This is a genomic window from Streptomyces javensis, from assembly GCF_039525925.1.
GTDB lineage: Bacteria > Actinomycetota > Actinomycetes > Streptomycetales > Streptomycetaceae > Streptomyces > Streptomyces asiaticus.
In genome coordinates, this window is sequence record NZ_BAAAIF010000054.1 from 21,932 (window position 1) to 39,333 (window position 17,402).

Below are 17,402 nucleotides of genomic sequence, written 5' to 3' on the forward strand. Positions count from 1 at the left end.
GGATCGACGGGTCCGAGGGCGCAAGGTTTGTGACGAGAAGCATGGGTGAGACTCCAATGGCGGATCAGGACAAGATCCTCGACTACCTCAAGCGGGTAACTGCCGATCTGCACCAGACGCGGCAGCGTCTTCGCGAGGTCGAGTCGCAGGAGCCTGAGCCGATCGCGATCGTCGGAATGAGCTGCCGGTTCCCCGGAGGCGTCACGTCTCCGGAGGAGCTGTGGGAGCTCGTGGCCGCGGGCGGCGACGCCATCGCGGACTTCCCCACGGACCGTGGCTGGGACACCGACGCGCTCTTCGCCGACGACCCCGACGAGCAGGGCACCAGCTACACCGACAAGGGCGGATTCCTGGAGGGCGCGGGCGAGTTCGACGCCGGGTTCTTCGGGATCAGCCCGCGCGAGACCCTCGGCATGGACCCGCAGCAGCGGCTGCTGCTGGAGACGTCCTGGGAGGCGTTCGAGCGGGCCGGGATCGACCCGGCCACGCTCCGCGGCAGCAAGGCCGGTGTCTTCGTCGGCACCAACGGCCAGGACTACCCGGAGCTGATGCACACGCTGCCGCAGGGCGTCGAGCAGTATCTGCTCACCGGCAACGCCGCCAGCGTCATCTCCGGCCGGATCTCCTACACCTTCGGCCTCGAGGGCCCGGCGCTCACCGTCGACACCGCGTGCTCGGCGTCGCTGGTGGCGCTGCACCTGGCCATCCAGGCGCTGCGGGGCGGCGAGTGCTCGCTGGCGCTCACCGGCGGTGTCACGGTGATGAACAGCCCGCGCGCGTTCATCAACTTCAGCCGCCAGCGCGGCCTCGCGCCCGACGGCCGCTGCAAGGCGTTCGCGGACGGCGCGGACGGCACCGGCTGGGGCGAGGGCGTCGGCATGCTGCTCGTCGAGCGGCTGTCGGACGCGCGAAAGAACGGCCACAAGGTGCTGGCCGTAGTACGGGGCTCCGCCATCAACCAGGACGGCGCGTCCAACGGTCTGACCGCGCCCAACGGCCCGTCCCAGCAGCGCGTCATCCGCCAGGCGCTCACCGACGCCCGGCTCACCCCGGCCCAGGTGGACGCCGTCGAGGCCCACGGCACCGGCACCAGCCTCGGCGACCCCATCGAGGCCCAGGCCCTGCTCGCCACGTACGGGCAGAACCGGGCCGAGGGCCGCCCGCTGTGGCTCGGCTCGATCAAGTCCAACTTCGGGCACACCCAGGCCGCCGCCGGTGTCGCCGGAATCATCAAGATGGTCAAGGCCATCGAGCACGGGGTGCTGCCCAGGACCCTGCACGTCGACGCCCCCTCCCGGGACGTGGACTGGGACGCGGGCGCCGTCTCCCTGCTCACCGAGAACACCCCGTGGCCGGAGACCGGCCAGCCGCGCCGCGCGGGCATCTCCTCCTTCGGCGTGAGCGGTACGAACGCCCACACCGTCATCGAGCAGGCACCCGCCGAGGACCGCGAGGCCCCCGGCGGCGACGACATCACTCCCTCGGAGTGGACCGGCATCGGCGGGCAGGTGCCGCTGCTGGTGTCCGCGCAGAGCGCACCGGCGCTGCGCGCCCAGGCCGAGCGGCTCACCGCCCGGATCCAGGACGACCCGGGCCTCGGCCTGGTCGACCTCGCCCATTCGCTGGCCACCACCCGTGCCGCGCTGGACCACCGGGCCGTGGTCCTCACGGGCGCGGACGGCCGCGACGAACTGCTGCGCGGACTGGCCGAACTCGCCGACGAGACCCCCACGGGCGGCGTCGTCCGGGGCGAGGTCACCGAGGGCAAGGTCGCGTTCCTCTTCACCGGCCAGGGCAGCCAGCGCGCCGGAATGGGCCGTGAGCTGTACGCGGCCGTCCCCAGCTTCGCCCGCGCCCTGGACGAGGTGTGCGCCGAGCTCGACCAGCACCTCCAGACGCCGCTGAAGACGGTGATGTTCGGCGACGACAGCGGATCGCTGGACCGCACCGGCTACACCCAGCCCGCGCTGTTCGCCCTCGAAGTGGCGCTGTTCCGGCTGCTGGAGACGTGGGGCGTCAAGCCCGACTTCCTCGTCGGCCACTCCATCGGTGAGCTGGCCGCCGCGCATGTGGCCGGTGTGCTGTCGCTGGCGGATGCCGCCAAGCTGGTGGCCGCGCGTGGCAGGCTGATGGAGGAACTGCCCGCCGGTGGCGCGATGATCGCGATCCAGGCGTCCGAGGACGAGGTGGCGCCGCTGCTCACCGAGCGGGTGTCGATCGCCGCGCTCAACGGGCCGACGTCGGTGGTCATCGCGGGTGACGAGGACGCGGCCGTCGCGATCGCGTCCGGTTTCGAGGAGCGGGGCCGTAAGACCAAGCGGCTCACCGTCAGCCACGCGTTCCACTCGCCCCGCATGGACGGCATGCTGGACGCGTTCCGCGAGGTCGCGCGGCAGGTGACCTACGCCCCGCCGGTCATCCCCATCATCTCCAACCTCACCGGCGGTTCGGTCTCCGCCGACGAGATCTGCTCGCCCGACTACTGGGTCCGGCACGTCCGCGAGGCGGTCCGCTTCACCGACGGCGTCCGCCGGCTCGAGGAGTACGACGTCGCCACGTACGTGGAGCTGGGCCCCGACGGGGTGCTCTCCGCCATGGCGCAGGACTGCGTCACCGGCGACGGCGCCGTGTTCGTGCCCGTGCTGCGCGGCGACCGCCCCGAGGCCACCGCCCTGGCCGGCGCCCTCGCCCGCGCCCATGTGCACGGCGTGGCCGTCGACTGGGCGGCGGTCTTCGAGGGGTCCGGCGCCCGCCGCGTCGAACTGCCCACCTACGCCTTCCAGCGCGAGCTGTACTGGCCCGAGCCGCCCGGCCCCTGGACCGGTGACGTCACCGCCGCCGGGCTCGGCTCCGCCGACCATCCGCTGCTCGGCGCCGCCGTGTCGCTCGCCGACGGCGCCGGATTCCTCTTCACCGGACGGCTGTCCCTCCAGACCCACCCCTGGCTGGCCGACCACGCCGTCATGGACACCGTGCTGCTGCCCGGCACCGCCTTCGTGGAGCTGGCCATCCGCGCCGGTGACCACGCGGGCGCCGATGTCCTGGAGGAGCTGACCCTCGAGGCCCCGCTGGTGCTGCCCCCGCAGGGCGGCGTCCAGCTCCAGGTGTCCGTGGGCGCCCCGGACGGGACCGGCCGCCGCTCGCTGACCCTGCACTCGCGTCGTGAGGAGGCCCCCGACGGCACCTGGGGCGAGGGCGAGTGGACCCGCCACGCCACCGGTGTGCTCGGCACCGGCGCCACCACGCCCTCCGACCGTTCCGACGACCTCACCGCCTGGCCCCCGGCCGGTGCCACCGAAGTCCCCGTGGACGGCCTCTACGAGTGGCTCGCCGGGACCGGCTTCGCCTACGGCCCGGTCTTCCAGGGGCTCCAGGGCGCCTGGCAACACGGCGACCAGGTGTACGCCGAGGTGCGGCTGGACGAGAGCGCCCGCGCCGAGGCCGAGCTGTTCGGGCTGCACCCGGCGCTGCTGGACGCGGCCCTGCACGCCGTGGGCATCGGCTCCCTCCTGGAGGACACCGAACACGGCCGCCTCCCCTTCTCCTGGAGCGGGGTCCGGCTGCACGCCGTGGGCGCCGCCGCGCTGCGCGTCCGGCTCTCGCCCGCCGGTCAGGACGCGGTGGCCGTACTGGTGACGGACGAGAGCGGCGCGCCCGTCGCCTCCGTCGACTCGCTGCTGCTGCGCCCCGTCTCGCCCGACCAGGTGCACGCCGCGCGCGGCGCCTTCCACGAGGCGCTGTTCCGCGTCGAGTGGACCCACGTGCCGGTCCCGGCCAACACCACCGTGGTGGCCGGGCAGTGGGCGGTGCTGGGCGCCGAGCGCCCCGAGCTCGCCACCGCCCTGCCCACCGCCGCCGGGTACGCCGACCTGGCCGCGCTCGGCGCGGCCGTGGACGCCGGAACCCCGGTGCCGCAGGCCGTCGTCGCCCCGTTCTTCGCGGATGACACCGGGCTTCCCCTCGAGACCGTCGTGCGCGAGGCCCTGCACCGCGCGCTGGAGCTGGTCCAGAACTGGCTCGCCGACGCCCGCTTCGAGGGCTCCCGGCTGGTGATCGCCACCCGTGGCGCCGTCGCCACCTCCGCCGACGCGGACACCGAGGACCTGGCCCACGCCCCGCTGTGGGGTCTGCTGCGCTCCGCGCAGTCCGAGAACCCGGACCGCTTCGTCCTGATGGACTTCGACAGCGCCGTCGGCACCGACGAGTCGTACCGGACGCTGTCCGCCGCCCTGGCCACCGGCGAAGCGCAACTCGCCGTCCGCGCCGGGACTGTGGTCGTACCGCGGCTGGCCAAGGTCGCCTCCGACCCCGAGCAGACCGTCCCCGCGCTCGACCCCGAGGGCACCGCCCTGGTCACCGGCGCCACCGGCACCCTGGGCGGGCTCGTCGCCCGCCATCTGGTGGCCGAGCACGGCATACGCCACCTGCTGCTGCTCAGCAGGCGCGGGGGAGACGCCCACGGCGCCGCCGAACTCGTCGCCGAGCTGCGCGCGTCGGGCGCCGAGGTCACCCTCACCGCCTGCGACGTGGCCGACCGCGACGCGCTCGCCGGGACGCTCGCCGCCATCCCGGCCGAACACCCGCTGACCGCCGTGGTGCACACCGCCGGTGTGCTGGACGACGGTGTCATCGGCTCGCTGACCGCCGAGCGCGTCGACCGCGTCCTGCCGCCCAAGGTCGACGCCGCGTGGAACCTCCACGAGCTGACCCGCGACCTCGACCTGTCCGCGTTCGTGCTGTTCTCCGCCGCCGCCGGCACCCTCGGCGGCCCCGGCCAGGCCAACTACGCGGCCGCCAACGCCTTCCTGGACGCCCTCGCCCACCGGCGCCGCGCCCAGGGGCTGCCCGCCACCGCCCTCGCCTGGGGCCTGTGGGCCGAGCGCAGCGGCATGACCGGCGACCTGGACGACACCGACATCCAGCGCATCACCCGCGCCGGAGTGGCCGCCCTCTCCTCCGAGGAGGGCCTGGCCCTCCTGGACACCGCCCTCGCCGTGGGCGACCCCACGCTCGTCCCCATGCACCTGGACCTGGCGCCGCTGCGGCACGCCGACGCACGCCTGGTCCCCGCGCTGCTGCGCGGACTGGTGCGGACCCCCGGCCGCCGGGTGGTCGAGTCGGGCGGCGGCGCGGCCCCCGGCGGGCTCGCCGACCGGCTCCTCGGGCTGTCCGTGCCCGAGCGCGACCGGCTGCTGCTGGAGATCGTCTGCGGTCAGGTGGCCGCCGTACTCGGCTACGCGGGCCCGGAGGCCGTCGGCTCGGCGCGCGCCTTCAAGGAGCTGGGCTTCGACTCGCTCACCGCCGTCGAGCTGCGCAACCGCCTCGGTGCCGTCACGGGCGTACGGCTCCCGGCCACCCTCGTCTTCGACTACCCGACGCCGACCGCGCTCGCCGGCTTCCTGCGCACCGAGATCCTCGGCGACCAGGCGGACGAGGCCGCCGCGGCCCCGGCCGCCACCGTGGCCGTCGCCGACGACGAGCCCATCGCCATCGTCGGCATGAGCTGCCGCTACCCCGGCGGGGTCACCAGCCCGGAGGGGCTGTGGCAGCTGGTCACCGACTCGGTGGACGCCATCTCCGGCTTCCCGACCGACCGCGGCTGGCAGCTGGAGGGCCTGCTGGGCGACGACCCCGAGCAGACCGGCACCAGCGCCACCATCGAGGGCGGATTCCTCTACGACGCGGGCGAGTTCGACCCCGACTTCTTCGGCATCAACCCGCGCGAAGCCCTCGCCATGGACCCGCACCAGCGGCTGCTGCTGGAGAGCTCCTGGGAGGCGTTCGAGCGCGCCGGGATCGACCCGGCGACCGTACGCGGCAGCAAGACCGGCGTCTTCGCGGGCGTCATGTACCACGACTACCTCTCCCGGCTGACCGCACTGCCGGAGGGCCTGGAGGGCTACCTCGGCACCGGTACGGCGGGCAGTGTCGCCTCGGGCCGGGTGGCGTACACCTTCGGTCTGGAGGGCCCGGCGGTCACCATCGACACGGCGTGTTCGTCGTCGTTGGTGGCGCTGCACCTGGCCGCGCAGGCGCTGCGCAACGGCGAGTGCACGATGGCCCTCGCGGGCGGTGTCACCGTCATGTCCACCCCGGACACCTTCATCGACTTCAGCCGCCAGGGCGGGCTTTCGGCCAGCGGCCGCTGCAAGTCCTTCTCGGCCGACGCGGACGGCACCGGCTGGGCCGAGGGCGTGGGCATGCTGCTGGTGGAGCGGCTGTCGGACGCCAGGAAGAACGGTCACAAGGTGCTGGCGGTCGTGCGGGGCACGGCGGTCAATCAGGATGGCGCGTCGAACGGTCTGACGGCGCCGAATGGTCCGTCGCAGCAGCGGGTGATCCGTCAGGCGCTGGCGAACGCGGGTCTGTCGGCTGGTGACGTGGACGCGGTGGAGGCGCACGGTACGGGGACGACGCTGGGTGACCCGATCGAGGCGCAGGCGCTGCTGGCCACGTACGGCAAGGAGAAGACCGCGGACCAGCCGCTGTGGCTGGGGTCGATCAAGTCCAACTTCGGCCACACCCAGGCCGCGGCCGGTGTCGCGGGCATCATCAAGATGGTGCAGGCCATGCACCACGGCGTACTGCCCCGGTCGCTGCACCTCGACGAGCCCTCGCCGCATGTGGACTGGGCGGCGGGCGCGGTGTCGCTGTTGAGCGAGGCGCGGGAGTGGCCGGAGACCGGGCGTCCGCGCCGGGCCGGTGTCTCCTCCTTCGGCGTCAGCGGCACCAACGCGCACGCCATCATCGAGCAGGCGCCGGAGATCGAACCGGCCGAGGTCACCGCGCTTCCGGCGGCTCGGCCGTCCGTGCTGCCGTGGACCGTGTCCGGGAAGAACGCCGACGCGCTGCGGGCGCAGGCCGAGCGGCTGCTCGCCGACCTGGAACGGCGGCCGGAGCTGTCCCCGACCGACCTGGCGTACTCGCTCGCGACCTCCCGCGCCGCGCTGGACCACCGTGCCGTCGTGGTCGGCGGGGACCGCGCGGCGCTGACCTCCGGCCTGGAGGCGCTGGCGCGCGGCGAGTCGGCCGCGGGGCTGGTGCAGGGCTCGGTGGCGGACGGCAAGGTGGCGTTCCTGTTCACCGGGCAGGGCAGCCAGCGGCTGGGCATGGGCCGTGAGCTGTACGACGCCTACCCCGTGTTCGCGGAGGCGTTCGACGCGGTCTGCGACGAGCTGGACGCGCATCTGGAACGGCCGCTGAAGACCGTGGTGTTCGGGGATGACGCCGAGGAGCTGGACCAGACCGGCTTCACCCAGCCCGCGCTGTTCGCGGTCGAGGTGGCGCTCTTCCGGCTGGTCTCGGAGGCGTGGGGGCTGCGGCCCGACTTCCTCTCCGGTCACTCGATCGGTGAGCTGGCCGCCGCGCATGTGGCGGGTGTGCTCTCGCTCGCGGACGCCGCGAAGCTGGTGGCGGCGCGTGGCCGTCTGATGCAGGCGCTTCCGGCCGGTGGCGCGATGATCGCCATTCAGGCGTCCGAGGACGAGGTCCTGCCGCTGCTCAACGAGCGCGTCTCGATCGCCGCCCTCAACGGCCCGACGTCGGTCGTCATCGCGGGCGACGAGGACGCGGCCGTCGCGATCGCGTCCGGTTTCGAGGCCCAGGGCCGTAAGACCAAGCGGCTCACGGTCAGCCACGCGTTCCACTCCCCGCGCATGGACGGGATGCTGGAGGCGTTCCGCGAGGTGGCGCAGGGCCTGTCGTACGAGGCCCCGCGCATCCCGATCGTCTCCAACCTCACCGGGAACGTCGTCTCCACTGTCGAGATCACCAGCCCCGACTTCTGGGTCCGCCACGTCCGCGAGGCCGTCCGCTTCCTCGATGGCGTACAGACGTTGGAAGCCCAGGGCGTCACCACCTACCTCGAACTCGGCCCCGACGGCGTGCTGTCCGCCATGGGCCAGGACTGCGTGACCGGCGAGGACACCGCCTTCGCCGCCGCGCTGCGCAAGGACCGCGCCGAGGCCGAGACCGTGGCCACCGCCCTCGCCGCCCTGCACGTCCGTGGGGTGACGCCGGACTGGTCCGCGTACTTCGCGGGGACCGGCGCCCACCGCGTCGACCTGCCGACCTACGCCTTCCAGCACCGCCGCTTCTGGCTGACGTCCCCCGCGGGCTTCGTGGGCGACGTCGAGTCGGCGGGTCTGGACCGGGCCGACCACCCGCTGCTGGGCGCGGCCGTGCCGCTGGCGGACTCCGACGGCTTCCTCTTCACGGGCAGGCTCTCCCTCGAAAGCCACCCGTGGCTGGCCGACCACGCCGTCATGGGCACCGTGCTGCTGCCCGGCACCGCCTTCGTGGAGCTGGCCATCCGCGCCGGGGACCAGGTGGGCTGCGACCGGCTGGACGAGCTGACGATCGAGGCGCCGCTGGTGCTGCCCGAGCGCGGCGCGGTCCAGCTCCAGATCGTCGTCGGCGCCCCGCAGCAGGCCGGGCACCGCACGCTGGAGCTGTACTCGCGGGCGCAGGACGCGCCCGCCGAGCTGCCGTGGATCCGGCATGCGAGCGGTGTGCTGGTGGCCGCTGGCCCGCGGCCCTCGTTCGACCTGACGGCGTGGCCACCGCGGGGCGCCGAGCCCGCCGAGGTCGAGGGGCTCTACGAGCACCTGGCGCAGGGCGGCTTCGCGTACGGGCCGATGTTCCAGGGCTTGACCGCCGCCTGGCTGCGCGGCGACGAGGTGTTCGCCGAGGTGCGGCTGCCGGAGGACCGCAAGGCCGACGCGGGCGCGTTCGGGCTGCACCCGGCGCTGCTGGACGCCGCGCTGCACAGCACCTTCGCCCGCGCGGGCGGCGATGAGCAGGGGCGGCTGCCGTTCTCCTGGAGCGGGGTGTCGCTGCACGCGGTGGGCGCCGACGCGCTCCGGGTCCGGCTGACCCCGGCCGGTGCCGACGGCGTGTCGCTCGAGCTGGCCGACGGCACCGGTGCCCCGGTGGCCTCGGTCGAGCAGCTGGCGCTGCGCCCGGTCTCGGCCGGGCAGCTCGCCGAGGGCCGCTCCGCCGCGTACCACGAGTCGCTGTACCGGCTGGACTGGGCCACCGTGCCGCTGTCCACCGAGAGCCCGGCCGCGTTCTGGACGGTGCTCGGCGAGGGCGCGCCCGCCCCGCTGACCTCCGGCGCCGCGATCCACGCCGACCTGGACGCGCTGGCCGCGGCCGGGGACGCGCCCGCCTACGTCCTGGCGTACCTCGATCCGCGCGGCGCCACCGGAGATGAGGTGACCGCCGCCGTCCACACCGCCACCCAGCGCACCCTGGCGCTCGTCCGGGCGTGGCTGGCCGACGACCGGTTCGCCGCGTCCCGGCTGGTGCTGGTCACCCGGGGCGCGGTCGCCACCGCGGGCGACGCCGGGACCCACGACCTGGCGCACGCCCCGGTGTGGGGTCTGGTGCGCTCGGCGCAGTCGGAGAACCCGGACCGGCTGGTGCTGGTCGACCTCGACGGCACCGACGCCTCCTACGAGGCGCTGGGCGCCGCGCTCGCCTCCGGCGAGCCGCAGTTCGTACTGCGCCGGGGCGCCGTACACGCCCCCCGGCTGGCGCGCACCGCCGCCGCCGGGCCCATGGTGCCGCCGCCCGGCGAGCCGGCCTGGCGGCTGGACATCCAGGACAAGGGCACCCTGGAGAACCTCACCCTGCTGCCCAGCCCGGAGGCCGCCGCGCCGCTGGAGGCCGGGCAGGTGCGGATCGCGGTCCGGGCCGCCGGTGTGAACTTCCGCGATGTGCTCAACGCGCTCGGCATGTACCCCGGTGACGCGGGCCTGATGGGCAGCGAGGGCGCGGGAGTCGTCCTCGAGACCGGCCCCGGCGTCACCGATCTGGCGCCCGGCGACCGGGTGATGGGCATGCTGCCCGGCGGCTTCGGCCCGCTGGTGGTCGTGGACCGCCGCATGGTCGTGCCGATGCCGGAGGGCTGGTCGTACGCCCAGGCCGCGTCCGTCCCGATCGTCTTCATGACGGCCTACTACGCGCTGCGCGACCTGGCCGACCTCCAGGGCGGGGAGTCGCTGCTGGTGCACGCCGCCGCGGGTGGTGTCGGCATGGCCGCCGTCCAGCTGGCCCGCCACTGGGGCGTGGACGTCTACGCCACCGCCAGCCAGGGCAAGTGGGACACCCTGCGCTCGCTGGGGCTGGCCGACGACCGGATCGCCTCCTCCCGCGACCTGGCCTTCGAGGACACGTTCCGCGAGGTCAGCGGCGGTCGTGGCGTCGATGTCGTACTGGACTCGCTGGCCCGGGAGTTCGTGGACGCCTCGCTGCGGCTGCTGCCGCGCGGCGGCCGGTTCGTCGAGATGGGCAAGACCGACGTCCGGGCGCCCGAAGAGGTCGCGGCCACCTACCCCGGCGTCTCCTACCAGGCGTTCGACCTCACCGAGGCGGGCCTGGACCGCATCCAGGAGATGCTGAGCGAGCTGCTGGAGCTGTTCCGGCAGGGCGCGCTGCGGGCGCTGCCGATCACCGCGTGGGACCTGCGGCAGGCCCCGGACGCGTTCCGCTACCTCAGCCAGGCCCGCCACATCGGCAAGGTCGTGCTCACCGTGCCCGCCCCGTGGAACCCGGACGGCACGGTGCTGATCACCGGCGGCACCGGCACCCTGGGCGGCCTGGTCGCCCGGCACGCGGTCACCGAGCGCGGCGTACGCCGGCTGGTGCTCACCAGCCGCCGCGGTGAGCAGGCCGCGGGCGCGGCCGAACTCGCCGCCGAACTGCGCGAGCTGGGCGCCGAGGTCACCATCGCCGCCTGCGACGCGGCCGACCGGGACGCGCTCGCCGCCGTCCTGGCCGACATCCCCGCCGGGCGCCCGCTGACCGCCGTCGTGCACACCGCCGGTGTGCTGGACGACGGGGTCATCGACGCGCTGACACCGGAGCGGCTGGAGAAGGTGCTGCGCCCCAAGGTGGACGCGGCCGTCAACCTCCACGAGCTGACCCGCGACCAGGACCTGGCCGCGTTCGTGCTGTTCTCCTCGGCGGCCGGGACGTTCGGCGGCCCCGGCCAGGCCAACTACGCGGCGGCCAACTCCTTCCTGGACGCCCTGGCCCGCCACCGCCAGTCCCAGGGCCTCGCCGCCACCTCGCTGGCCTGGGGGCTGTGGACCGAGGCCAGCGGGATGACCGGTGAGCTGGAGGCCACCGACAAGTCCCGGATGACCCGCTCCGGGGTGCTGGGGCTCTCCTCCGAGGAGGGCCTGGCGCTGTTCGACGCCGCCCAGGAGGTGGGCGACGCCTTCCTGGTGCCCATGCAGCTGGACCTGGCGCCGCTCACCGGCGCGCCCATCGAGATGGTGCCGCCGCTGCTGCGCGGTCTGGTGCGCGGCGGTACGACCCGCCGCACCGCCGAGTCGGGCGCGGACAGGGACGGCTCCTCGCTGGTGGAGCGGCTGGTCCGGCTGGACGCGGCCGAGCGCGAGCAGACCCTGCTGGACCTGGTGCGCGCCCAGGTGGCCGTGGTGCTCGGCCATGACTCGCCCGACGCGGTGGAGGCGAGCCGGGCCTTCAAGGACCTCGGCTTCGACTCGCTGACCGCGGTGGAGTTCCGCAACCGCCTCGGCGGCGCCGCCGGGCTGCGGCTGCCCGCCACGCTGGTCTTCGACTACCCGACGCCGACCACGCTCGCCGGATATCTGCTGGAGGAGCTGCTCGGCTCCGAGGCGGCGGCCGCCGTCCCCGCGCGGGCCGAGGGCCCGGCGGGTGCCGGGACGGACGAGGACGACCCGATCGCCATCATCGCGATGAGCTGCCGCTTCCCCGGGGATGTGCGCACCCCCGAGGAGCTGTGGGAGCTGCTGGCCGAGGGCCGGGACGGCATCGCCCGGCTGCCGGAGGACCGGGGCTGGGACCTCGAGGCGTTCTACGACCCGGACCCCGACCGGCCCGGCACCTCGTACGCCCGCGAGGGCGGCTTCTACTACGACGCCCACCACTTCGACCCGGCCTTCTTCGGCATCAACCCGCGCGAGGCGCTCGCCATGGACCCCCAGCAGCGGCTGCTGCTGGAGACCTCCTGGGAGTCCTTCGAGCGGGCGGGCCTCGACCCCGGGGCGCTGCGCGGCAAGCAGGTCGGCGTGTTCGTCGGCCAGATGCACAACGACTACGTGTCCCGGCTGCACACCGTCCCCGAAGGCGTCGAGGGCTACCTCGGCACCGGCGGCTCCAGCAGCATCGCCTCCGGCCGGGTGTCGTACACCTTCGGCTTCGAGGGCCCGGCCGTCACCGTCGACACGGCGTGTTCGTCGTCGCTGGTGGCGCTGCACCTGGCGGCGCAGGCGCTGCGCAACGGCGAGTGCACGATGGCCCTCGCGGGCGGTGTCACCATCATCACCACCCCCGATGTGTTCACCGAGTTCAGCCGCCAGCGCGGCCTGGCCAGGAACGGCCGCTGCAAGCCGTTCGCGGCGGCCGCCGACGGCACGGCCTGGGGCGAGGGCGTGGGCATGCTGCTGGTGGAGCGGCTGTCGGACGCGAAGAAGAACGGCCACCGGGTGCTGGCGGTCGTGCGGGGCACGGCGGTCAACCAGGACGGTGCGTCCAACGGTCTGACGGCGCCCAACGGCCCGTCCCAGCAGCGGGTGATCCGTCAGGCCCTGGCCAACGCCGGTCTGTCGGCTCGTGATGTGGACGCGGTCGAGGCGCACGGCACGGGGACGACGCTGGGTGACCCGATCGAGGCGCAGGCGCTGCTGGCCACGTACGGCAAGGAGAAGACCGAGGATCAGCCGCTGTGGCTGGGGTCGATCAAGTCCAACTTCGGCCACACGCAGGCCGCGGCCGGTGTCGCGGGCATCATCAAGATGGTGCAGGCGATGCGGCACGGCGTGCTGCCGAAGTCGCTGCACATCGATGAGCCGTCGCCGCACGTGGACTGGGCGGCGGGTGCGGTGTCACTGCTGAGCGAGGCGCGGGAGTGGCCGGAGACCGGGCGTCCGCGCCGGGCCGGTATCTCGTCCTTCGGCATGAGCGGCACCAACGCGCACGCCATCATCGAGCAGGCGCCGGAGCCCGAGGAGACGCAGGTTCCTGGGCTTCCGGCCGGCGAGCCGTCCGCGCTCCCATGGGTGCTGTCCGCCAAGACCCCCGAGGCGCTGCGCGCCCAGGGGGCCCGGCTGCGCGCCCATGTGGCCGACCGTCCCGAGCTGTCCCTGGCCGACCTCGGCCACTCCCTGGCCACCTCCCGGGTGCCCTTCGAGCACCGGGCGACCCTCGTCGCCCGGGACCGGGACACCTTCCTGGCCGGGTTGGACGCCCTCGCCGAGGGCCGCGCCACGACCGGTCTTGTCGAGGGCGCGGTGGCCGAGGGCGGCAAGCTGGCCGTCCTGTTCACCGGCCAGGGCAGCCAGCGGCTCGGCATGGGCCGTGAGCTCTACGACGCCCACCCGGCGTTCGCCGAGGCACTGGACGAGGTCTGCGACGCGCTGGACCCGCACCTGACGCGGCCGCTGAAGACCGTGATGTTCGGGGACGACGCGGAGCGGCTGGACCGGACCGGCTTCACCCAGCCCGCGCTGTTCGCGATCGAGGTGGCGCTGTTCCGCCTGGTCGAGGCGTGGGGCGTCAAGCCGGACCTCCTCTCCGGCCACTCCATCGGCGAACTGGCGGCCGCCCATGTCGCCGGTGTGCTGACGCTCGCCGACGCCGCCGAGCTGGTGGCCGCCCGCGGGCGGTTGATGCAGCGGCTGCCCGCCGGTGGCGCGATGATCGCCGTCCAGGCGTCCGAGGACGAGGTGACCCCGCGGCTCGGCAAGCGCGTGAGCATCGCGGCCGTCAACGGCCCGACGTCGATCGTGGTCGCGGGCGACGAGGACGCGGCGCTGGAGATCGCGGCGGCCTTCGAGGCGGAGGGCCGCAAGACCAAGCGGCTCACCGTCAGCCATGCGTTCCACTCGCCCCATATGGACGGCATGCTGGACGCGTTCCGCGAGGTGGCGCTGGGGCTGACGTACCAGCCTCCGCGCATCCCGATCGTGTCCAACCTGACCGGTGGCGTGGTCTCCGCGGAGGAGATCATGACGGCTGACTTCTGGGTGCGCCATGTCCGCGAGGCGGTCCGCTTCCTCGACGGTGTCCGGACGATGGAGGCCCAGGGCATCACCACCTACCTCGAGCTGGGCCCGGACGGTGTCCTGACCGCCATGGCCCAGGACTGCGTGACCGACGCCGACGCGGCCGCCTTCGCCGCCGCGCTGCGCAAGGGCCGCCCCGAGGACGAGACGCTGCTGGCGGCTGTCGGCACCGCCCATGTCCGGGGCACGGCGGTGGACTTCGGTCCGCTGTACGCCCCGTACGGCCCCCGGGTGGTCGATCTGCCGACGTACGCCTTCCAGCGCCGCTCGTTCTGGCTGGACGCCGGACCGGTCGGCGGCGACGCCACCGCGATCGGCCTCCACGCGGCGGGCCACCCGCTGCTGGGCGCCGCCGTGGAACTGCCCGACTCGGACGGCATCGCCTTCACCGGACGGCTCTCCCTCCAGACCCAGCCCTGGCTGGCCGACCACGCCGTCATGGGCACGGTGCTGCTGCCGGGCACCGCCTTCGTGGAACTGGCCCTGCGGGCAGGGGACCACGCGGGCTGCGACCGCCTGGACGAACTCACCCTGGAAGCCCCCCTGATCGTCCCCGACCAGGGCGCCGTCCAGCTCCGGCTCTCCCTCGCCGCCCCCGACGACACCGGCCGCCGCGCGCTCACCCTGCATTCGCGTGCGGAGGGCGCCCCGACGGACGAACCGTGGCTGCGCCACGCAACGGGCGCACTGGTGGCGTCGGGCGCCACGCCCCCGTCGTTCAACCTGACCGCCTGGCCGCCCGCCGAGGCCGAGAAGATCGAGGTAGCGGGCCTCTACGAAGGCCTGGCCGATTCGGGCTTCGCCTACGGCCCGGTCTTCCAGGGCCTGACGGCCGCCTGGCGACGCGGCGACGAGGTGTTCGCCGAGGTCAGCCTGGAGGAGGACCGCAGGTCCGACGCGGGCGCGTTCGGGCTGCACCCGGCACTGCTGGACGCCGCACTGCACGCGCTGGGCCTCCAGACGACCGAGGAGGGCACCGGCCAGGGCCGCCTGCCCTTCTCCTGGACCGGCGTCTCCCTGCACGCGGTGGGCGCCTCGGCCCTACGGGTACGGCTGGACGGCACGGCCACCGGCACGGTGTCGTTGGAGTTGGCCGACACAACGGGCGCCCCGGTGGCATCGGTCGAGGGCCTGGCCCTCCGCACGATCTCCCCGGACCAACTGGGCACAGCCCGCCCGGGCAGCCCGTCCGACTCCCTGTTCCGCCTGGACTGGGTCCCGGTAGCGGCGTCGCCGTCCGCCGAAGTGTCCCCCGACCGCTGGGCGGCAGTGGGCCCCGACACGTTGGGCCTCACGGCCTACGAGGACCTGGCGGCGCTGGCAGAGGCGTTGGAAGGGGGCAAGGCGCTCCCGGAGTACGTCGTGGTGTCGCTGGCACACGAAGCTCATGTAGACGCGGCACTTGAAGGCCCGGGCGCGGCACATCAAGCCCGTCCGGCGATTGAGGACACGCCCGAAGGGCGTGCCGGGGCACCGGCCGCGACACTTGAAGCCCGTCCGGCGCTTGAGGACCGGGGTCCAGGGGCGAAGCCCATGGTTACGGGAAGGGGCGGGATAGGGGAAAGCTCCTCACCGGCCGACGCGGCGCACCACGCCACCACCCACACCCTGACCCTCCTCCAGCAGTGGCTGGCCGACGACCGCTTCGCGGATGCCCGCCTGGTCATCCTCACCTCAGGAGCCGTAAGCACCGGCACGGACAGCCCCGCCACCGACCCGGCCCAAGCCGCCATCTGGGGCCTGGCCCGCTCCGCCCAGGCGGAAAACCCCGACCGCATCGTCCTCGTGGACACGGACGCCAAGGGCAAGCCCCAGGACACCCTGGCCACCGCCCTGGCAACGGGCGAACCCCAGATCGCCCTCCGCGACGGCGCCCCAAGGGCGCCAAGGCTGGCGCGCGCCACCACCGTGGCAACGGCGACGGAGAGCCAGGCGCCCGAGTGGAACACCGACGGCACCGTCCTGATCACGGGCGCCACCGGCACCCTGGGCACCCTCCTCGCCAAGCACCTGGTCACCAACCACGCCGTACGCCACCTCCTCCTGCTCAGCCGCCGTGGCGCGGAAGCCCCCGGCGCCGCCGAACTCACCGTGGAACTCACCGCGCTGGGCGCGGAAGCCCACTGGGTGGCCTGCGACGCGGCCGACCGAGAAGCCCTCGCCGACGCATTGAGGGCGATCCCCACCGCCCACCCCCTCACCGCCGTCATCCACACGGCAGGTGTCCTGGACGACGGCGTGATCGCCTCGCTGACCCCCGACCGCATGGCGCACGTACTGCGCCCGAAGGCCGACGCGGCGTGGAACCTCCACGAGCTGACCCGCGACCACCACCCGGACCTGGCCGCGTTCGTCCTGTTCAGCTCGGCCGCAGGCGTCTTCGGCGGCCCCGGCCAGGGCAACTACGCGGCGGCCAACGCCTTCCTGGACGCCCTCGCCCAGCACCGCCGCGCCCAGGGCCTGCCCGCCACCTCCCTCGCCTGGGGCCTGTGGTCCGTGGCCGGCGGCGGCATGGGCGGTGAGCTGGACGAGACAGAGATCGCCCGCATCCGCCGCGGAGGCGTCGGCGTGCTCACGGCCGAGACTGGCCTGGAGCTGTTCGACGCCGTGCGGGGCTCGAACGACGCCCTCCTCGTACCGCTCCCGCTCGACATGTCCGCCCTCAGGGCACAAGCGAGCAGCGGCCTGCTGCCCCCGCTCTTCCGCGGCCTGGTCCGGGCCCCCGCCCGCCGCGCCGCCGAGTCCGCGGCGGCGGCCGCGGCCGGTGCCGAGGCGCTGCGCGAGCGGCTCGCCGGGCTGTCCGAGCCCGAGCGCGAGGAGGTGCTGCTGGAGCTGGTCTGCACCCAGGTGGCGGCCGTCCTCGGCTACCCCGGCCCGGAGACGGTCGACCCGGCCCGCTCGTTCAGCGAGGTCGGCTTCGACTCGCTCACCGCGGTCGAGCTCCGCAACCGTCTCAACGCGACGACCGGAGTCCGCCTCCCGGCGACGCTGGTCTTCGACTACCCGACCCCCAGTGCACTGGTCGAGTACCTCAGGGGCGAGATCCTCCCGGACGACGCGTCGGCGGTCACCTCGCTGCTCGCGGAGCTCGACGGGCTGGAGAAGTCCCTGGCCCTGGCCGGGGCCGGGGCCGCCCCGGACGACGAGGGCCGGAGCAGGGTCACCGCACGGCTCCAGGCCCTGCTCGCGCAATGGAATGACAACCGAGGACCGGAAGACGGCGCCGGAGTCGCCGAGGAGCTGGAGTCCGCCACGGACGACGACCTCTTCGACTTCATCGGCAAGGAATTCGGGATCTCCTGAAGTGACGATCTCCTGAAGTGACCGCAGCCGACGTCAAGTGAC

Annotated in this window: 1 protein-coding gene; it reads left to right on the forward strand. The window is 74.1% G+C overall.

The genetic code is table 11. The features are described 5' to 3' along the window. The first annotated feature begins 56 nt into the window (after positions 1-56). Positions 57-17,360 carry an SDR family NAD(P)-dependent oxidoreductase gene (locus ABD329_RS34430; RefSeq protein WP_425574417.1) on the forward strand — a complete coding sequence of 5,768 codons (17,304 nt, stop codon included), beginning with the start codon at positions 57-59 and terminating at the stop codon, positions 17,358-17,360. Positions 17,361-17,402: the final 42 nt, after the last annotated feature.

Excerpts from the sequence above, each read along its gene's own strand:
- ABD329_RS34430 (WP_425574417.1), top strand. The coding sequence starts at position 57 with ATGGCGGATCAGGACAAGATCCTCGACTACCTCAAGCGGGTAACTGCC.